We start from the raw sequence: 18,097 nt of genomic DNA, 5'->3' as shown, positions 1-18,097 counted from the left end.
GAAAACCATCACCCCACCCCGAAGGATGGAACAACAGATCCAGGTTCATAATTCTTGGAAATTGCTTCTTATAAAAGATGCTCGCGTCCACTATGTAGTTCTCAAACAACAACCCCATACCACACACCCCACACACAAAAAAGTGCATGCCCGGTGCAGCCAGGAAACCAGAAACAAACAAACCCGGGAAAGAAACCCCTCCCGACCCTGTTGCCTCAGGACCCAACAGTGTGCCAAACACTAAACCGCCCGTACCCTCCCCGCACCGTTCCAGAACCACACCCCGAAGAGTGAACAGTCCGTACTGGGTGCCGGAAAAAACCGGCGGCCGCTATTCATTGATATTCCACCCGTGAGCACCCGCCGCAGAACTAGCGTCTGCGCAACGGGCGTACTCCTGACAACCCCGACACACTCACATACATGAGGCACGGTGATCGTAGGTGCTCCTTAGAAAGGAGGTGATCCAGCCGCACCTTCCGGTACGGCTACCTTGTTACGACTTAGTCCCAATCGCCAGTCCCACCTTCGACAGCTCCCTCCCACAAGGGGTTAGGCCACCGGCTTCGGGTGTTACCAACTTTCGTGACTTGACGGGCGGTGTGTACAAGGCCCGGGAACGTATTCACCGCAGCGTTGCTGATCTGCGATTACTAGCGACTCCGACTTCATGGGGTCGAGTTGCAGACCCCAATCCGAACTGAGACCGGCTTTTTGGGATTAGCTCCACCTCACAGTATCGCAACCCTTTGTACCGGCCATTGTAGCATGCGTGAAGCCCAAGACATAAGGGGCATGATGATTTGACGTCGTCCCCACCTTCCTCCGAGTTGACCCCGGCAGTCTCCTATGAGTCCCCGCCATAACGCGCTGGCAACATAGAACGAGGGTTGCGCTCGTTGCGGGACTTAACCCAACATCTCACGACACGAGCTGACGACAACCATGCACCACCTGTAAACCGACCGCAAGCGGGGCACCTGTTTCCAGGCGTTTCCGGTTCATGTCAAGCCTTGGTAAGGTTCTTCGCGTTGCATCGAATTAATCCGCATGCTCCGCCGCTTGTGCGGGCCCCCGTCAATTCCTTTGAGTTTTAGCCTTGCGGCCGTACTCCCCAGGCGGGGCACTTAATGCGTTAGCTACGGTACGGAAAACGTGGAATGTCCCCCACACCTAGTGCCCAACGTTTACGGCATGGACTACCAGGGTATCTAATCCTGTTCGCTCCCCATGCTTTCGCTCCTCAGCGTCAGTTAATGCCCAGAGACCTGCCTTCGCCATCGGTGTTCCTCCTGATATCTGCGCATTTCACCGCTACACCAGGAATTCCAGTCTCCCCTACATCACTCTAGTCTGCCCGTACCCACCGCAGATCCGGAGTTGAGCCCCGGACTTTCACGGCAGACGCGACAAACCGCCTACGAGCTCTTTACGCCCAATAATTCCGGATAACGCTTGCGCCCTACGTATTACCGCGGCTGCTGGCACGTAGTTAGCCGGCGCTTCTTCTGCAGGTACCGTCACTTTCGCTTCTTCCCTACTGAAAGAGGTTTACAACCCGAAGGCCGTCATCCCTCACGCGGCGTCGCTGCATCAGGCTTTCGCCCATTGTGCAATATTCCCCACTGCTGCCTCCCGTAGGAGTCTGGGCCGTGTCTCAGTCCCAGTGTGGCCGGTCACCCTCTCAGGCCGGCTACCCGTCGTCGCCTTGGTGAGCCATTACCTCACCAACAAGCTGATAGGCCGCGAGTCCATCCAAAACCACAATAAAGCTTTCCACCCCCCACCATGCGATGAGGAGTCATATCCGGTATTAGACCCAGTTTCCCAGGCTTATCCCAGAGTTAAGGGCAGGTTACTCACGTGTTACTCACCCGTTCGCCACTAATCCACCAGCAAGCTGGCATCATCGTTCGACTTGCATGTGTTAAGCACGCCGCCAGCGTTCATCCTGAGCCAGGATCAAACTCTCCGTTGAAGTAAAACAGACACAACCAACACCCCCGGGAAAACGGGACGTATTGGCTGCACAAAATTTGAAACCAGCTGTAAAAACCAGACCACACCACGGGGTGGCGGATCCAGTCAATTCAACCAATTCAATATAATAAATTGGTATCAACAAACTTGGCACACTATTGAGTTCTCAAACAACAGACACACCCGGCACCACCACAACCTCAGCCGTGGATCGCTCCGGAGCAACTTCCCAAACTTACCCGACTCCAACGAACAACGCAAATCAGCGTTTCCGCGATTTCCAGTTCCAGGAATGGATCCCCACCCATACTCAGCACGCCAATCAGCGCGCCATTTCCAGGCTGTTCAGCAGGGGGTCGGTCGCAATCTCTCCGCATCAGCGGCGGCGACTCGAATTACTTTACACGCCCACCGCACCCCACACAAATCCACCCCCACACCACCCCCCAACCCCCCAAAAAACCCGGAACCGCGCAGAATCCTGCCAGCCGGCAGGCCTTCCGCCAGCCGAAACGACGAACCAGGGTTCCTGTGTACTGGCTCACATCCGCGGTGGACGGCCCGGCAGGCTTCACATGCGGTCGAGCAACCCCTGAACCTGCAGGAGGAACTTCCGTCCGCCGTCGGTCAGGGCCGGCTCTTCACTGAAGGTGCGTTCCGGAACCTTCAGCTGAAGGCAGTCCAGCGTCCAGCGCACTTCCAGATAGAGGTCCTGGGCGGCGTCCCGTGGCACCGAATCCCCACCCGCCATCCGGAACCCCGCCGCGGTCAGGGCATCCGCGATGATCCGCGGCCGCCGGTCCCATGGCGGCGTGGAGCCCTCGAGCAGCCAATGGACCACAATGCGGGTCACAACGGCCGTCGACTGCTCAGCCGGGAAGGCAACGGCCCCGGCGAGGTAGTCCCACAGCAGGCGGCCGCCGTCGTGCATCTTGCGGCCGGCCGGTGACAGGACAAGCCGTCCCTTGCTCTTCCGGAGCAGCTTCCAGGCCTGCAGCTGCTGCCGGAGCAGCAGAACGGGGAGGGTCTGGCTTTCCCGGTTCGCAGCTCCCGGCCAGCGATAGGCCCACCCAAGTTCGCGGACGGCCTCGCTGACCACGGCAGGTTTGAGATAGCCGTCCTGGGTTAATTGCAGTCCCTCAGTGCCCGCCCGGTTCAGCAGCCACTGCACGGGACGGATGACGGCATCGATCTCCGAGTCCGTGGGCGGGTCCGGCCACAAGCGTTTCGCCAGCTCGCCCAGGCGGCGGTTGAGCGCGGCGGCGTCGAACGCGTCCGGCTCGAAGGTGCCGGCATCCTGGCCCGTCGCGAACCTGTACCAGCCGGAGAGCTCCTGGTGTTCCTCATGCAAGGGATCGGCCAGGGCTTCAATGAGGCGCGCATAGCCGAAGGTCCCACCGGAATCCTCCACCGGGCCCCGGTTGGCGCCACCGATGCAGCGCAGGGCACCGGCAGGGAGTTCGGTCGGCCCCATCACCTCAAAGGTGTGCGTCCACACATCACCAAAGTCGTACTCGTACTCAAGTGTGCTCGGCCCGGCCTGCTGCGCGTCCAGGAGTTCAAAGAGCACGACGCCGGAAGCTGGCTCGGCACCCGTCTCCTCCGCCGCGTCGTCGGGGCCGATGATGACGCGGGGCTGGCCGAGCCGGTCCACACACCGGATGCCATAAAGGTGGCGGTTCTCCCAGCCGAAGGCCGTCTGGAGCACCCGGTGCAGTTCCGGGACGGTGATGGTTTCCGGCACCTGGACCCGGCGCCAGATCAGGGGGTCGGTGTCCTGGATGCTGACGCGAAGGTCGTAGGCGGGGACTGACGCGGGAAGGGCAGGGGTGACGGACTCCATGCTGGCTATCCTGCCAGAGCCCCGCCGCATGGACTGTCAGTGGCGCGGCTAGCGCATCCATGCCCCGGGCAGATACCAGGCGTTGGGCGCCGAGTACGGTTCGCTGGGCAGGGTCCCGGCTTTCCAGGGCTCGGTGGACCGCACCTCTGGGGTGCGGCCGTGGCCGTCCTTGCGGACGGAGCGGAGCGTTCCGGGAACGGCGACGAGCATGGTTCCGGCAAGCAGGGCGATCAGGACTTCCATTGGTGATTCACCTCAGGTGATGGGCGGGTTAGTCATCCCAGTGTCTTCAGGCGCCGTGTGAGCAATCGTGTGACGGCGGGGACGGTCCCGCTCGTGCGGGGCTGTTCTCTTGACCGGGTCGCACTGCTACCTTGGCTGGATGGAACGATCTTTGGTTAGACCCAGGAACGGCAAGATCATCGCGGGTGTGTGCGCGGGACTCGCTGACCGCTTCGGCATCCCCAGGACACTGGTCCGCATCGGCTTCGTGTTCTTCGGCCTGTTCGGCGTCGGGGAACTGGTCTATATCGTGCTGTGGATCATCATGCCCAAGGGCCCGTAGCGGCCAGAACCAAGGGCCCGTAGCGGGCAGGCCCGACGGCGGCGGCCGGCCGGGCGCCGGCGCTTGGCAAGTTCCCCTTGAAACCTGCCCGGCCGCGCGTATCGTTTTGCCATGGGACCGATTCGGGTCATCCTGCTTCCGGGCGCTGTCCTCCCCGCGCAGCCGGCATACGCTCATCGGGGCCCTCGGACCGGACATGCAGGCTCTCGCCAAGGACCTGGAACTCTACGCGGGCGACGATCCGCCGCCGGGCTGGAGCCTGGACGCGGAAATTGACGGTGTGCTGCGCGAGGCGGATGCCCGGGGCTGGGAGACTTTCCATCTCGCCGGTTATTCCGGGGGCGGCGCGGCCGCACTGGCCGTCGTGGCCAAACACCCGCAGCGCCTGCTGAGCCTGGCCCTGCTGGAACCGGCCTGGGCCGGCACCTGGGACTGGAGCCCTGCCCACGCTCAGCTGTGGAAGGCCTTTGACCGGCTGGAAACCCTGCCGCCGGGGCAGTTTATGCCGGAGTTCTTGCGGCTGCAGGTTAAGCCCGACGTCGTCCTGCCGCCGCCCGCGCCGGGGGAGCCTCCGCCGTGGATGGCAAGGCGCCCGGCCGGCATCGCGGCCTTCCTGCGCACGTTCCGGAGCTATGAGCTGGACCGCGGGGCGCTGGCTGCGTTCGACGCCCCGGTCCTGTTCGTCCTGGGCGGCCGGAGCAACCCGGACCAGTTCGGTGACATTGCCGAGCGCCTGTCCACGGTCTTCCCCGACTTCCGGCTCGAAGTGTTCGAGGACCGCCACCACTCCGATCCCCCGCACCGGGTTGAGCCCGAACGGCTTGGGGCGCTCCTGCGTGAGCACTGGGACCGAGCCGAAGGCAGGGACCATGCCGCCGTCAGCTGATCCTCTTAGCGCACCGCCCGGGGCGGTGCCCGGGGACCTTCCCCTGGATGCGCCTCCGGACGCGCCCCGGGAGGTGCACACCCTGGTGGTCGGCGCGGGAGCCTCGGCGGGGCATCGCTCCCGCGCCGGACGGCGGCTTCAGCCTGGAGACAACCCGCGGCAGCTGGCGTGCACGCAACGTGGTGCTGGCCACCGGCGGCTACCAGAAACCGAGGATCCCCGCGCTGTCCTCAGGGCTGCCGCGGCATGTCCTGCAGCTGCACACCGATGCCTACCGCAACCCCGGCCGGCTGCCGGACGGTGCCGTCCGGGTCGCGGGGACCGGCCAGTCCGGCGGGCAGATCGCCGAGGAGCTGCTGGCCGCCGGCCGCGAGGTCCATCTGGCGGTGAACGCCTGCCCGGAGGCGCCGCGCCGCTACCGCGGCAAGGACACCATCTACAGGATGATCCAGCTCGGCCTGCACGGCCCGGAGTACGGGCTGGACGGCCTCACCGTCGAGCAGCTGCCCTCCCCGCGGCGCGGTTCATGTGCAACCCGCTGCTGTCCGGCGCGGACGGCGGCCACGACATCCACCTGCGGGACCTCGGCCGCCGCGGCGTCCGGCTTCACGGCCACCTGGAAGCCGCCGACGACGGCGACCTCGTCTTCAGCGACGACCTCCCGGAACCGCCGCGCGTGGGCCGCGACGCGGCGTATCTTGCCGGGCACATTGCGGGGCGGTGAGCTTCCGGCCCACCGCCCCGCAAATGTTCGCCGCGCCGGCGATGGGGCTCGTCGCACCCGGGGGATTACTGGACCCGCGCTCCCGGCCGGTACCAGGCAAGCGACGAGGTGAAAGGTTCGCTGGGCAGGTTGCCGGCGTACCAGGACTCCGTGGACCGCACCACGGGGGTGTGGCCGTGGCCGTCCTTGAGCATGGCGCGGACCGTGGCGGTCCCGGCGGCCATGAGCAGTCCGAACAGCAGGACTACAAGCAGTTCCATTTGTGATTCCTCGGGGGTGGAGCGGATGGGATGACTCCAGTTTCCGCAGCGCCCGTGTGAGCAACCGTGTGAATCCCCCGCGACGAGAGAGGGTCCGGCGGCGTAAAATTACTCCCATGGCCGAGACGTGGATTCGGCTCCTCGGTCCGCCAAAGATCGAGTCCCCAGGCACCACTCCCCCACAGCCCAAAGGCCGCAAAGCCTGGGCCGTGCTGGCCTACCTCGCCCTGCAGCCGGACGGCGTCAGCCGTTCCCGCACCGCCACCCTGCTCTTCCCCGACGCCGCGGACCCGCTGGGCGCCCTGCGCTGGAACCTGTCCGAGCTGCGCCGGACCCTGGGCGGTGTGTCCATCACCGGCGACCCGCTGCGGCTGGCCCTCCTGGATCCCTGGCGCTGCGATGCCCTGGAGCTGCTCGGCTCCGCCGACGGCCAGGGCCTGGACCCCCGCCCGTTCGGCGGCCAGCTGCTGGAGGGGCTCTCCTTCGCGGACAGCCCGGTCTTTGACTCCTGGCTGGCGGACCAGCGGTACCGGCTCGAGAACTGCGTCCAGTCGCTGCTGTACGAAGCCTCGGTGGCTGCCCTGGCCACCGGTGCCCCCGCGGACGCGGTCGAACTGGCCTCGCTGGCACTGCGCCGGGATCCCTTCCACGCCGACTGCACGGCCGTCCTGGTGAAGGCGCTGGTTGCCCTGGGCGAGCACCGGCGGGCCCGGGAGGAGGTCACCAAATACGCGGACCTCTACCACCGTGAGCTGGGCCTGCCGCTTCCGGCGGAGGTCCGGCGTGCCCTGTCCGACTCCGCCCCGGACGCTGACCCCGAGATCCGCGCCAACGTGGCCACGGTCCGGTCCTACCTCGACGCCGGCAGTGCCTCCCTGTCGGCGGGCGCCGTGGACCGGGGCCTGGACCAGTTGCGCCTCGCCGTCGTGCTGGCGCAGCGCACCGCTGACCGGCACCTGGTGGCCGAGTCGCTGGTCACGTTGGCCGGGGCCCTGATCCACCAGGCGGGCGGCCGCGGCGCCGAAGTCGCCGACTTCCTGCACCGTGCGCTGTCCGCCGAAGCGCCCGACGGCGTCTCCCGGACCGCCGCTGCCGCCTTCCGCGAGCTGGGCTACCTGTCAGTCCAGCGCGGTGTCCCGGACCGCGCGGCCGGCTGGCTGGACCGGGCGATGCAGGCGGCACGGGGAATCCCCGACGAGCAGGCCAGGATCCTCGCGATCCAGGGCATGCTCGCGTCGGACACCGCGCGCTACGGGGACGCCGTCACTGCCTTCACCGAATCCGGGCGGCTGGCAAGGGCGGTGCGGAACCGCCGGCAGCACGCCTTCAGCGAGGCCCTGCTGGGACGGGTGCATCTGCTGCGCGGGGACCTGGAGCTGGCGGCCGCCTGCCTGGACCGGGCGCTGGACTGGATCGCGGAGGAACACTGGACCGCGTTCGAGCCGTTTGCCGCCGGAGTCCGCGGCGAAACCTATCTGGCCGCCGGCCGGCTGGACCACGCCTCGGACCTGATTGACCGGTCCTGGGTGATGGCCGATCTCGCCGGCGACCACTGCTACATGGCCCTGGCCGCGGGGGCGGAAGCCCGGCTGTACCTGGCGCACGGCGACCTGGCTGCCGCCGAGCACTGGATCGACCGGGGCCTCGGACCCAAGCCGTGGTACCTCTGGTACACGGCCCGGCTGCTGGACGTCGCGGCGGAAGTCACCATCGCCACCGGCTCGCCGCGGGCCTCGCAGTTCGTGGACCGGCTGGCAGCGCTGGCCAGCAGGAGCGGCATGCGGGAGTTTGTGGTCCGGGCGCAGTCGCACCGGGCGGTGCTCGGCGACGGGGCGGCAGCCCAGGCCGTGCCCTGGCTGGCGAAGGAGATCGACAACCCGGCGCTGACCGCGTTCCTGGCCCGGCGCCATGGAGTTTCCGCGTGATCCTGTGGAAGTGGAGCAGGACCCGAACCTATTCCGGAAGCCCTGTCCCGCCGTCGGACACGGGACTACCATTCAGCTGTACCGATGGGATTACCACCGTGCTCACCACTGCGTGGAAGGAAATCTGTCATGGAATGTATAACGTGGTTCGCGCCGATTCTGCCCGGGAAACTGGAGGAGTGGAAGGCGCTCGACGCGGAAATGAACGGCCCGCGCCGGGAGGAACATGCACGTTCGAGGAAGCGCATGGGCGTGGTTCGGGAAGTGGCCAGCCTGATGCAGACCCCGCAGGGGGATTTCGTCTGCCTCTTCCATGAGGCCGAGGACCTTGCGAAGGCCTTCCAGACGCTCGCCGCGTCGGACGATCCCTACGATGTCTGGTTCCGCGAGCACCTGGTAAGCGTGCACGGGCTGACGGCGGAAATGCTGCAGGGTCCTCCCCCGGCCGAGGTGTTCTTCGAATACCGCGACGCCGGCGGTGCGGCCTAGCGCTGGCTGAAGCAGCACACCCGGGGTTAAACAAAAGCAGGGCCCGTCAAAGACGGACCCTGCTCGAAACCTGTAAGGTTCCGGACTCAGAAGAGTTAGCTGAAAGCTAAGTCTTAGAGAGCCTGGATGTTTACGGCCTGGGGACCCTTGGGGCCCTGCTCGGTTTCGAAGGAGACCTTCTGGTTCTCTTCGAGTGAGCGGAAGCCGGAAGAGGCGATCGCGGAGTAGTGTGCGAAGACGTCCTGTGAGGAGTCATCGGGGGAAATGAAGCCGAAGCCCTTTTCAGCGTTAAACCATTTGACGGTACCAGTAGCCATTATTTTTTGTCCTTCGTGAAGGTGGAGGAAAAGTCCCGACTTTCGGGTCCTCCGGTGTGGGGTGCTCAAAACCGCTGCTTCAGAAGAACAAGGTCTTGCAACCTTGCGTACTGCCTGAACTACGAACTGCATAAACACAACAACAGGATCAACAATACAGGAGATTTCCGGAGCCGATGACCACCGGGGCTTCGGACGGCTCCCCCGCCGCCGCATTTGAGCCCTCCGCCGGGACGTTCGCGGATCTAGAATGGCCGCATGACACCGCAGGAGCAGGCCAACCTGGCACACCTGCGCCGTGCCCGGGACCTGATCGACCGCGATTACGCCCGGCCGCTCAATGTGCCTGCCATGGCCGCCGGGGCGCTGATGTCGCCGGCGCACTTCTCCCGCCAGTTCAAGGCGGCCTATGGCGAGTCGCCCTACAACTACCTGATGACCCGGCGGATTGAACGGGCCATGGCGCTGCTGCGGGGCGGTGCCAGCGTGACCGATGCCTGCATGGAGGTCGGCTGCACTTCGCTGGGATCGTTCAGCTCGCGGTTCACCGAGATCGTCGGCATGCCGCCCAACGAGTACCGGGCCCGGGAGCACTCCGCGGTGCAGGCCATGCCGCCGTGCATTGCCCGGCTGCGCACGCGGCCCGCCCGCAAGTTGAGCAGGCAAGCCGAGCAGGATTGAAGAAGCGCCCCCGCGGGCGCCGCAATAACGTGGGAGACATGAACATTTCACTGCAGTACTCACACATCACCGTCAATGACCTGGACGAGTCGCTCGCCTTCTACCGCGACGTGCTCGGCCTGGAAGTGCGCAACGACATCGGCTCGGACGGACAGCGCTGGGTCACCCTCGGCAGCGCGGCCCAACCCGATCTGGAGCTGGTGCTGTCCGTCCCGCACGCCGGCCGCTCGAAGAACGACGGCGACGCACTCCAGCAGCTGCTCGTCAAGGGTGTCCTGCCGAACATCGTGTTCCGCACGGATGATCTGGACGCCACGTTCGAGAAAGTCCGGGCCGCCGGCGCGGAGGTCCTCCAGGAACCCATCGCCCAGCCCTGGGGCCCGCGCGACTGCGCCTTCCGCGACCCGTCCGGCAACATGGTCCGCTTCAACCAGGCCTGAGGCACGAAGACGCGAACGACACCGGGGGCGGCTTATGACGGCTCCAGCACCGTCCTGAATCACCCACTGCGCGTCAGTCTGGGCCGCACATCAGTGACCTCGCCCTCTGCAGGGAGTGCCGTTTCGACGAAATCCCCCGACGAGATCTGCCGCTTGACCTGCTCCAGTTCATCTTTGAGCAGGTCAACGGTGGCACGGTATTTTTCGAAGTCCGCCGTTCGGCGCCTGGCCACGGCGAAACTGAGGCCGGCGGCGAGTACGGCAAGCGGGAACGCCACCAGCAGGGCTCAGCCGGACGCGGCAAGGGGACCCAGAAACTGCCCCACGACGGGCGCCCGGAAAACGACGGAGCGCTCAGCGGCGGGGCGCCGACCGGTGGGGCGACCCCGGAGCGCGGGCGGGGCAATACGATGGACAAATGCATGCACACTCCAGCCCGGATGGCACCATCCAAGCCCCTGACACCATCAGCATTTCGTTTGACGCTGGCGTCGTGGGCCAGGAGGCCATGTCGGCCAGAGCCGCTGCCGACTTTTTGGGCCGTCCGGGCGGCACCAGCACGATTCGGGCCGTCCCGCTCTTGCATGTCTCCGGGGCACAGGGACAGCGCGTCGTGATGGTGGGCCACTCACGTGTGATCGTCCAGGACGTCGACCACGTGGCCGTGGAGTGCTTCTTGAGCAACGTCTGGACTGAAGGCGCGGACGAGGGGGAGTTCACTCTGGTGGACAAAGGCGACGCGGGCGGCAACGCCCGTGTCAAGGAGGCAGTCTTAAGGTTCAAGGACGCCCTGCCGGCGTGGCCGGAGGCGTCCGAAGCCAGTGATCCGCAGATGCATGCGGCCCGGCACGCCAAGGCTCTGGCGGAAATGTCTCGAAACTCGGTGGCCCAGGTCAGGGAAATCCGCTATGCGCTGGAACACCGCTTGGCGGTGTTCAGCGGCAAGGGACATCAAACGTCCAGCAATACACCCATCGTCGCTTCGCTGCTCGAACTGAACATCATCTGTGGCCGCGCTGCCGACCAAGCGAGGGAAGCAGTTCGGGAAGGTCTCTGGCTGCACCTTTCGGACTCCGTGGCCTATCACTCATATCGCAGGCTGCAGGACCCGTCGATCGTCAATGACGCCGCCGTGGCGACGCCCAGCACACGCACCTGGATGAGACTCCACGATGCCGCCATTCGCCAGTGCCTGGAAATGCGAAAGCAGCTGGATGCTGAATCGGCCACCACACGGGCCCTCATGGCCGCGGCAGCCAGCATTTCGAACTCCAGGGAAGCCGACGCGCAGTCTTCCTTCAACACCCTTGCGGCAGTGGCCTCTCTCGGCCTCGGCATACCGGCGCTGGTCTTGGCCCTCACTGGCGCTGACCGGCTCCTGCCTTTGAACACAGAGTCCAAGCAGCTCGCGTTCATTCCGGTTGCGGCCGGCTTGTTCTTCGCTGCGCTTATCGCGATCTGGCGAGCCCCGAAGGGGAAGTCCAGCCGTGTCTGGATCTTCACAGCCATCGGCATCATCCTTATTCTGCTCAGTCTTCTGATCACGGCAGGACTCCTCGCACCTTCCAATTAGCGCCGCCCCAGGTTACCGGGAGCCGGACCCGGCATATTCCCGTGCTACTGGAGGCGAAGTCGCTTCTGCCGGCTGTGGGATGGCCGGACTGTCCGAGGGAGCGTCGCTGCGGGTCCGGCGCCCCACGGCACGCCCCACGGCCATCGACAGCCGATGGGCGGGCTGTTCCACGTAGCGGTAGAACAGCTCGGCGACCACGAACGAGGCGACCGCGGAGACGGCGAGCGCCAGCGGAAGCGAGACGGACCGCAGCAAGGTGACGCCCGCCAGGATGATCGGAAGGTGCACCAGGTAGAGGCTGAAGGACACCCGTCCCAGCCATTGCGCGACGGCCGTGTCACCGAGCCTCTTGGCCGAGCCGCAGGACACGAACAGGAGGACGATCAGCGTCGCGCCCACCGTGACCAGGGCCTCGACGCCGGGGATCGGCTGCTCGGGGCTGATCCATTCCGCGTTGGCCAGGAAAAGTCCCGCGGCGGCCACGAAGAACCAGATGAAGCGGGGCCAGGGCTGGGTCAGTTCACGGATCCGCTCGCGCTCGGCGCCGAGGACAGCGCCGATGGCGAAAATCGGGAGATAGGACAGCCACTCCAGGTCCTGCAGGGCTCCCACCGCGGCCAGCAGAAGGGCAAGGCCGATTTTCACGTGCCAGAAGCGCCGCCAGCGGACGGCGATGAGTACGTAGGCCGGGAGCAGGAGCGAGAATGCGACTTCCCATTTGAGGGACCACAGCGGGGTGTTGATGGTGCTGGCATTCAGCATGAGCAGTCCGTCCTTGAGGACCTGGGCCACGCTGGGGTCGGTCACGTACATGTCCGCCCACGGGCTCTGAAGCGGCGACACAGACCGGGGAATGATGATCATCAACGCAACGGCCACCGCCAGGGACGCCCAGGCCGGCAAGTAGAGGCGGAAGAAACGCTTGGCGTAGTACTGTGCCCACTTCCCCGCCGCTCCCGGCCTGGTGAACGGCAGGACCAGGACGAAGCCGGAGAGCACAAAAAAGACGTGGACAGCCGGAGTGCCGTTCCAAAGAACGTGCAGCGGCGAGAAAACGGCCCACGCCTCCGCCGTGTTGAGTCCCGCGGACCGGTTCCCATGGACAACGTTCCCGATTCCCGGGAGCGTTGACAGGGCGTGGCAGGCGACAACCACCAGGGCGGCAATCCCCCTGAGGCCATCCAGCTGCGTGACTCTTGTTTGACCAGACTTAGACTGCATTAGCCCAATGTTACCAGTTCGTTACTTAGCACCCTGGGCGCGGGACTGCTCCTCAAGCAGTTCCGTGACGCCCGAGCTGGTGCACGGTGTAACCAACGTCCCGACCCAGTACACCGAAACAGGAACCGTAGTGGGAGGAATCCAGAGGCCTTCGGAGAACCCGCCTCTGTGGACCTTGGATCGGGTGCGCGGAACACAAATAGGCTCAGAAAAGCCCCTCATATCGACCCCACACGATCCGGAAGAAGGGGACGATGCATATGCCCAAGCCGTCAGATGCAGACAAGGAGCGATTCCGCGCGGTGATGCCGGCGGACCCTGGCATCACCGTGAAGCCGATGTTCGGTAATCTCAGCACAAGCGTGGATAGCTAGGGCCTTCTCCTATGTGGCGACGCTGCCGCCGAAGCAGCTAGCCCACTTGCCGCTGGGACGACCTGGGACGCAGGAACACGAATACTCCGCTGGCCGCCGCCAGCAGCCCGGCGAAGCCGAGTCCCCACCACAGCGGACTGGAATTATCCGACGTCGAGGCCTCCGGCGGGGCGTCCGCGGCGGCCGCAGCGGACGTCTGCGCGGAGGGCGCCGACCACGCCTCCGCGGAAGCTTCCGCGACCTTCAGCTGCGGCCCGTCCTCGGCGTCGCCGCTGACGTCGATGGCCAGGTCAAACGCCAGTTCGCTGCCGATGTCCGCCGTGGAATTGTCCTTGAGCGACGCGGCGAGGTAATAGCCGCCGGGGTAGGCGATCAGCTCGATGCCATCGTCCTTCGAATTGCGGTTGTTGTAGCGCACGGGGACCGCCATACTGGCCCCCAGGCTGTCGCCGGTACCCATGAAGGTGTAGCCCAGCGAGTTGCCCAGAATGTATTTATCACTCCCGGGGGCAAGTTCGGTCTCCTGGCGCAGCGGGTTGAACAGGGCAAGGTCCAGGCTTTTGCCGAGCGACCCGGCGGAGGCGCCGTCGGCTGTCACGGTGGCCTTGAAACTGAGCCTCTGCCCGTAGCCCACCGGGATTTTGTAGAACTTTGTTTCCGCGCCCAGGAGCGAATCGGAGAACAGGCCGGGCGTGAGCTCGGCCGCGGTGTTGTAGCTGGCTCCGCCGGTCACCGGGGAAGCGGTGCCGCCGGGAGCCGGGACCACCGGGGGCAACGCCGCCGGGTATGCGTCCGGCAGGCCCTTGGTGTCGGCGGCAGGCTCGGTGGCGAACAGGAGCTCCACGGGCAGTGCCTTGGTCCAGGCCCAGCTGCCGGAGCGCTCCACCTTCAGGAAGGCCTCCCCCGTGGCGTCCGCCCCGAAGCACTCGTCCCCCGCGTCCTCTCCCAGGGCTGGGGTGCTGAACGCCGCCGTTGGCGGGTACAGGAAGGACTGGTTGGAGTTACCGTGCTCGGTGTCATGGAGGAAGCACGACTCGTCCTCCGCGTTCACGACGGAAACTCCAAGGTAGGCCGTGCCCGAGGTGTCCGTTTCGCCGCGCCGCGGGACCAGCAGTGTCGCGGCCGCATGGGCCCGCTCGCCGGGGGCCAGCTGCATCTTGTAGTAGCGGGTGGAACCGGCCTCGGCCGTGCTGTTCTTCTTGGACCCCTTGTCCAGCACGTCCAGGTACTGCCCGGCGGACAGGAGCGGGGCATCCGCCGGGGACGTCCCGCCGGTAATCGGGGTGCCCTGCGCCTCGTAGACGCCGATGGCCCGGGTGGTCCGGATGGTGAGTTCGTCCGTGAGCGCTGCCGCGTCCCGGGTGTCGGTGTAGGTGCCTCCGGTCGCCTTCGAAATACATTCGAGTTCCGCCCGGGCGGAGGCGTCCACCTTGAAGCCGATGGAATGGATGCTCAGTTCGGAGCCGGCGGCGGCGAGTTCCTTGGCGACGTCGCACGCCGCGGGAGGGGCGCAGGTGTCGATGCCGTCCGAGACCAGGATGATGGACCGCGGACCCTTCACCCCTGCCAGCGCCTCGCTGGCCGCCCGGAGCGACGCCCCCACGGGAGTGTAGCCGGTGGCCTTGATCCCGTCGACGGCGGCGGTGAGGGCTGCCTTGTCCACCGCACCCACCGGAGCCAGGGTCCGGATGTCGGCGCACCCGGCGGCCTTGGAGGATGCCGCGGAATCGGTGCCTGTCCCGTAGACCATCAGCCCCATCCGGGCGGAGTCCGGCACGGCGCCGATGAGGTTCTTCACCGCGGACTTGGCTGCGTCGATCCGCAGGCCGGGGGCGTCGTTCTGCATCATGGAGCCGGACGCGTCGAGGACCACCATAACGGGCACGGATTCCTCTGCCGCCGCGGACGGCGCCGCCGGCAGCAGGATCGCGGCCGGCACCAGCGCGACGGCGAGCAGCAGGGCTGCTGCCGCGGAAGCAGTGCGGGTGAAAAGGGACTTGCGGAGCGGTCGGCCGGACATAAGGCCCTTTCGCAGCGGTGGAAAGTAAGAGTGGACTTGAACCTACCCGGAATGTGGGCCTGAACTGGGACGATGGTTGCACTGGGTGCGCTGGCAGCCCGCGGGGTGGCGCCGGGACACCGGGCCTATGCACCTCCATGGTCGGGCTGCGCCCCGGTCTCGCTGCGTCAGCTTCGGCGCAGCGGCCAGGGTCTCCACCCGCCGGCGACCTCCCGCAGCCGGTTTTCAGCGTCGCGCAGGCGCTCGGCGCTGGCCGGAGGGGGTTCGCCCTGGCCGCCTTCCGAGCCGGAACCGTCGAACGCGGCCAGCGCGTATTCGCTCCACCGCTTGTGGCCCACCGGGTAGCGTTCGCTGTAACCGCCGGCCGCGACCGAGAGCGCCAGCAGCTCCAGCCGGTCCGCTGTTGTCTCCATCGTTTCGTCACAGGCATCGCAGCCGCAGACCGGAAACGCGAAGTCATGCAGCACCCCGGCGTGGACCATGACGCCCGGGTACCCAGTCAGCACAAACGTCAGGGCCGCCGCCCCGGGATCCCGCGGGGAGATTTTGACCGCCTGCAGCACGCCCGGGCCCTGCATCAGCAGCTCCCCGGCATGGACGGGATCGTCCTGGACATCGACGTCGTACACCGCGGTGAGGTGGTCGATCAGGGCACGGGCCACGACGTGGAGCCCGGCGAAACGCTCGGGGTGGCTGTCCACGCTGTAGGAATCCGGGTCGGGCGCGCCCGCGCCCCAGTGCCGGCCGTAGGGAATGGGCTCCCCGTCGCTGTTGTAGTAGGTCTCAGTCGGCAGGGCGGGCCGGACGTAGCGGGGCTGTCCTGCTGGCCGGAATACCGGCCGGGGCGGCGTTGCCGGGGGCTCGTCCGGCTCTTCCTGGGCCCAGTCCGAGAGCACGGCAATCAGGCCCCGGACCGCGTCGTCGTCCGCGCTGCGAAGCGCTTCGAGGAGGCGGTCGACCTCGACCGCCTTCGCACGGTTTCCCACCGTGGAAGGGGCCCCTTCGTAGGCGGTCCACTTCGCGTCCGGCCGCAGCGCCGCGATGGTGTTCCCGACGAAGACCGCCGCCGCCGCACTGAGGGTGCTGTCGTCCGCGAGCCGGGAGCCGGCCGTGCGCAGGAACCGGATGAGTTGTTCCGGGTCCGCGGCCAGCTCCTCGGCCCGTGCTCCCTGGGCCGAACAGAAGTCAACGAACGGGGCATAGCCTTCAAGGTGCCGGACCACCGCGGGGCCGGAACCTTCCCGGTAGAGCGCGGTGCGCCGCGGCATCGGTTCCGGCATTCCGGTGGGCTGCCCTTCGAACAAGTCCTCTGCTGTCCCCATAACTGCGATCCTAATCTCCCGAGCTCCTCGTATAGTTCGCCGACGTTCGTATCGGGGTTCGCCATCGATGCCATCGCGAAGCGCACCTCTCCCGGTATCATCGCCAACGGCCCGCCACCCGCCTGCGACCGATGACGAGGGTCGAGCGGGCCGCTTCGATGTCGTCGTCGGACCGGGGTTTCTCGCCACGTCGTCTATGTGAGGTATCGGTAGACCGTGGCGCGGGAGACTCCGAGCATCTTACCGGTGTCTGAGGCGCTGTTGCCCTTGCCTTGCGGCCTGGCACCGCAGCCGGCATAGCACGACTTGGCCTCTCCGGTGCCTTCACTTCCGGCACCTCTGCCAGCGCCAGTGTGGGCCCAGGCATCGTCAACACCGCAGCGGGTGCCACCGGCACCGCTGGCGAGGGTGGCAGGGGCTGGAAGCTGAGGCCGATTCTTGTTTGTCTAACTCGTCGGCCGCAGCGAGGTGATCATCCTCCTGATATCCCGGTACTCGGGAGTGTCCGCGTACCTCTTCGCCTTCTCCAGATACGGCAGGGTTGCGTCTCCAGGGGTCACGTTGTTTGCGGGATCGTAGAACGCCCCGAACATGGCAGAGTTGGGCGGCCAGATGAAGAAGTGGAACATATAGCACGCAGAATCCCCCGTGGGGACCGGTCCGGTCACGATGCCGTAGGCAGCTCCCGGCGTATCCGCTGGCCCGGGATCCTCGGCGTTGCCGCGTGTCTCGAACACGTACCGGGGCACCGCACCGTTCTGCGTGAGCGCCGTCATCTCCTGCGAGTCCAGGACGGAGTAAGGGTACCGCTGCATGCAGGTAGAACCCGTGGCCATGTTGGTCCGGAGAGTAGCCAATGGCTTCCCGGCCTGGTTCTTAACCTCAGCGAATGCGCCACCACCTTCTGCCAGCTCACCGGCGGGATCCCTGACGGTCCATGCGGCGGGCAAGTCGAATGTCAGCTGGCCATCCGCCGTCGTGTACTTAGTCCAGGCCGCCGACGCCGTGGGGGCGCCAGTAGCGCTCGGTGACCCATCCGAGGAGGGCCCTTGGCTCGGTGCTGTGGTTGTCGTGACTGAGGCGGCGGGTCCGCTCGCAGTGTCCGATGCCGGCGGCGCTGCCTGCTGACCGCATCCGGAAAGCGACAAGGCGAATAGAAATGCCGCGGAAACCACAACGCTGGACGATTTTGATCTGCTCATGTGATCCTCCCGGTGCCGACAATGGTCCCTTAAGTGTCGCGCCCTCCGGAACTGCTAGCGACGTACCTCTGCGAACTTTCCGCCGGTCAAATACCCGCTGACGGCCTCCGCACGCACCCCGTCTTTTTGCCACGGACCTGGCGCCCCAATCGCGGTCTCGAAAAACGCTACCGCGGCCTCCCGTTCCGCCTTGGATAACGAGCTGCTCACCGCCTAAAAACTTCTCCCCCAAAAAGTCAGAACTGAATTCTCAGTCCAACTTTCGGGGAGCAGTT

16 protein-coding genes, 1 rRNA gene and 1 pseudogene are annotated in these 18,097 nt (G+C 66.0%); 8 read left to right on the top strand and 10 right to left on the bottom strand.

Going from position 1 to position 18,097, the window contains the following annotated elements; genetic code table 11:
• Positions 1-454: 454 nt before the first annotated feature.
• From ASPU41_RS10670 to ASPU41_RS10660, 3 genes are all read right to left on the bottom strand, one after another.
• A 16S ribosomal RNA gene (locus ASPU41_RS10670) occupies positions 455-1,978 on the bottom strand.
• Between the two features lie 573 nt (positions 1,979-2,551).
• The gene (locus tag ASPU41_RS10665) at positions 2,552-3,823 is read right to left on the bottom strand and encodes a plasmid pRiA4b ORF-3 family protein (RefSeq protein ID WP_069950900.1); all 1,272 of its coding nucleotides are present in this window, start codon (positions 3,821-3,823) and stop codon (positions 2,552-2,554) included.
• 48 nt (positions 3,824-3,871) lie between these two features.
• Complete coding sequence (locus ASPU41_RS10660) at positions 3,872-4,066, bottom strand: hypothetical protein (protein WP_069950899.1); 195 nt, start codon at positions 4,064-4,066, stop codon at positions 3,872-3,874.
• Positions 4,067-4,205: 139 nt separating this feature from the next.
• Between ASPU41_RS10660 and ASPU41_RS10655 the strand changes: the two genes are divergently transcribed.
• The 3 genes and pseudogenes from ASPU41_RS10655 to ASPU41_RS24045 form a co-directional block, all read left to right on the top strand.
• On the top strand, positions 4,206-4,388 hold the full coding sequence (locus ASPU41_RS10655) for a PspC domain-containing protein (protein ID WP_069950898.1): 183 nt from the start codon (positions 4,206-4,208) through the stop codon (positions 4,386-4,388).
• A 196-nt stretch (positions 4,389-4,584) separates the two neighbouring features.
• Positions 4,585-5,274 carry an alpha/beta fold hydrolase gene (locus tag ASPU41_RS10650; protein WP_069950897.1) on the top strand — a complete coding sequence of 230 codons (690 nt, stop codon included), beginning with the start codon at positions 4,585-4,587 and terminating at the stop codon, positions 5,272-5,274.
• A gap of 113 nt (positions 5,275-5,387) precedes the next feature.
• A pseudogene (locus ASPU41_RS24045) lies at positions 5,388-5,941 on the top strand (NAD(P)-binding domain-containing protein); the annotation flags it as partial.
• A 122-nt stretch (positions 5,942-6,063) separates the two neighbouring features.
• Here ASPU41_RS24045 and ASPU41_RS10640 read toward each other — a convergent pair.
• Positions 6,064-6,258: a hypothetical protein gene (locus ASPU41_RS10640; RefSeq protein WP_069950896.1), complete on the bottom strand. Its 195-nt coding sequence runs from the start codon at positions 6,256-6,258 to the stop codon at positions 6,064-6,066.
• Positions 6,259-6,374: 116 nt separating this feature from the next.
• Between ASPU41_RS10640 and ASPU41_RS23725 the strand changes: the two genes are divergently transcribed.
• On the top strand, positions 6,375-8,183 hold the full coding sequence (locus ASPU41_RS23725; RefSeq protein ID WP_069950895.1) for an SARP family transcriptional regulator: 1,809 nt from the start codon (positions 6,375-6,377) through the stop codon (positions 8,181-8,183).
• Between the two features lie 129 nt (positions 8,184-8,312).
• A complete protein-coding gene (locus ASPU41_RS10630; RefSeq protein ID WP_069950894.1) occupies positions 8,313-8,672 on the top strand; it encodes a DUF6176 family protein in 360 nt (119 codons plus the stop codon).
• A gap of 113 nt (positions 8,673-8,785) precedes the next feature.
• Here the strand turns inward: ASPU41_RS10630 and ASPU41_RS10625 are convergent, their stop codons facing one another.
• Complete coding sequence (locus tag ASPU41_RS10625) at positions 8,786-8,989, bottom strand: cold-shock protein (protein WP_024365339.1); 204 nt, start codon at positions 8,987-8,989, stop codon at positions 8,786-8,788.
• A gap of 258 nt (positions 8,990-9,247) precedes the next feature.
• Here ASPU41_RS10625 and ASPU41_RS10620 point away from each other — a divergent pair, with 258 nt between their 5' ends.
• Both ASPU41_RS10620 and ASPU41_RS10615 read left to right on the top strand, forming a co-directional pair.
• On the top strand, positions 9,248-9,670 hold the full coding sequence (locus tag ASPU41_RS10620; RefSeq protein ID WP_069950893.1) for a helix-turn-helix transcriptional regulator: 423 nt from the start codon (positions 9,248-9,250) through the stop codon (positions 9,668-9,670).
• Positions 9,671-9,708: 38 nt separating this feature from the next.
• The gene (locus tag ASPU41_RS10615; RefSeq protein WP_069950892.1) at positions 9,709-10,110 is read left to right on the top strand and encodes a VOC family protein; all 402 of its coding nucleotides are present in this window, start codon (positions 9,709-9,711) and stop codon (positions 10,108-10,110) included.
• Positions 10,111-10,169: 59 nt separating this feature from the next.
• Here ASPU41_RS10615 and ASPU41_RS10610 read toward each other — a convergent pair whose 3' ends face one another.
• The gene (locus ASPU41_RS10610) at positions 10,170-10,388 is read right to left on the bottom strand and encodes a hypothetical protein (RefSeq protein ID WP_069950891.1); all 219 of its coding nucleotides are present in this window, start codon (positions 10,386-10,388) and stop codon (positions 10,170-10,172) included.
• Positions 10,389-10,528: 140 nt separating this feature from the next.
• Here ASPU41_RS10610 and ASPU41_RS10605 point away from each other — a divergent pair, with 140 nt between their 5' ends.
• Positions 10,529-11,683, top strand: a complete 1,155-nt coding sequence (locus ASPU41_RS10605) for a hypothetical protein (protein WP_069950890.1) — start codon at positions 10,529-10,531, stop codon at positions 11,681-11,683.
• A gap of 12 nt (positions 11,684-11,695) precedes the next feature.
• On the opposite strand, the gene ASPU41_RS10600 is transcribed toward ASPU41_RS10605, so the two are convergent.
• From ASPU41_RS10600 to ASPU41_RS23865, 4 genes are all read right to left on the bottom strand, one after another.
• Positions 11,696-12,904 carry an acyltransferase family protein gene (locus ASPU41_RS10600; RefSeq protein ID WP_083266465.1) on the bottom strand — a complete coding sequence of 403 codons (1,209 nt, stop codon included), beginning with the start codon at positions 12,902-12,904 and terminating at the stop codon, positions 11,696-11,698.
• A gap of 411 nt (positions 12,905-13,315) precedes the next feature.
• Positions 13,316-15,298: a vWA domain-containing protein gene (locus ASPU41_RS10595; protein WP_069950888.1), complete on the bottom strand. Its 1,983-nt coding sequence runs from the start codon at positions 15,296-15,298 to the stop codon at positions 13,316-13,318.
• A 167-nt stretch (positions 15,299-15,465) separates the two neighbouring features.
• A complete protein-coding gene (locus tag ASPU41_RS23400) occupies positions 15,466-16,620 on the bottom strand; it encodes a DUF6226 family protein (RefSeq protein ID WP_083266464.1) in 1,155 nt (384 codons plus the stop codon).
• Positions 16,621-17,066: 446 nt separating this feature from the next.
• On the bottom strand, positions 17,067-17,435 hold the full coding sequence (locus ASPU41_RS23865; protein ID WP_331712753.1) for a hypothetical protein: 369 nt from the start codon (positions 17,433-17,435) through the stop codon (positions 17,067-17,069).
• Positions 17,436-18,097 lie beyond the last annotated feature (662 nt).

Source organism: Arthrobacter sp. U41 (assembly GCF_001750145.1).
Taxonomy (GTDB): Bacteria; Actinomycetota; Actinomycetes; order Actinomycetales; family Micrococcaceae; genus Arthrobacter.
The sequence above is the reverse complement of the archived record's forward strand: the minus strand, read 5'-3'. Positions and strand labels throughout refer to the sequence as shown.

Excerpts from the sequence above, each read along its gene's own strand:
- ASPU41_RS10665 (WP_069950900.1), bottom strand. The coding sequence starts at position 3,823 with ATGGAGTCCGTCACCCCTGCCCTTCCCGCGTCAGTCCCCGCCTACGAC.
- ASPU41_RS10660 (WP_069950899.1), bottom strand. The coding sequence starts at position 4,066 with ATGGAAGTCCTGATCGCCCTGCTTGCCGGAACCATGCTCGTCGCCGTT.
- ASPU41_RS10655 (WP_069950898.1), top strand. The coding sequence starts at position 4,206 with ATGGAACGATCTTTGGTTAGACCCAGGAACGGCAAGATCATCGCGGGT.
- ASPU41_RS10650 (WP_069950897.1), top strand. The coding sequence starts at position 4,585 with ATGCAGGCTCTCGCCAAGGACCTGGAACTCTACGCGGGCGACGATCCG.
- ASPU41_RS10640 (WP_069950896.1), bottom strand. The coding sequence starts at position 6,258 with ATGGAACTGCTTGTAGTCCTGCTGTTCGGACTGCTCATGGCCGCCGGG.
- ASPU41_RS23725 (WP_069950895.1), top strand. The coding sequence starts at position 6,375 with ATGGCCGAGACGTGGATTCGGCTCCTCGGTCCGCCAAAGATCGAGTCC.
- ASPU41_RS10630 (WP_069950894.1), top strand. The coding sequence starts at position 8,313 with ATGGAATGTATAACGTGGTTCGCGCCGATTCTGCCCGGGAAACTGGAG.
- ASPU41_RS10625 (WP_024365339.1), bottom strand. The coding sequence starts at position 8,989 with ATGGCTACTGGTACCGTCAAATGGTTTAACGCTGAAAAGGGCTTCGGC.
- ASPU41_RS10620 (WP_069950893.1), top strand. The coding sequence starts at position 9,248 with ATGACACCGCAGGAGCAGGCCAACCTGGCACACCTGCGCCGTGCCCGG.
- ASPU41_RS10615 (WP_069950892.1), top strand. The coding sequence starts at position 9,709 with ATGAACATTTCACTGCAGTACTCACACATCACCGTCAATGACCTGGAC.
- ASPU41_RS10605 (WP_069950890.1), top strand. The coding sequence starts at position 10,529 with ATGCATGCACACTCCAGCCCGGATGGCACCATCCAAGCCCCTGACACC.
- ASPU41_RS10600 (WP_083266465.1), bottom strand. The coding sequence starts at position 12,904 with ATGCAGTCTAAGTCTGGTCAAACAAGAGTCACGCAGCTGGATGGCCTC.
- ASPU41_RS10595 (WP_069950888.1), bottom strand. The coding sequence starts at position 15,298 with ATGTCCGGCCGACCGCTCCGCAAGTCCCTTTTCACCCGCACTGCTTCC.
- ASPU41_RS23400 (WP_083266464.1), bottom strand. The coding sequence starts at position 16,620 with ATGGGGACAGCAGAGGACTTGTTCGAAGGGCAGCCCACCGGAATGCCG.
- ASPU41_RS23865 (WP_331712753.1), bottom strand. The coding sequence starts at position 17,435 with ATGCAGCGGTACCCTTACTCCGTCCTGGACTCGCAGGAGATGACGGCG.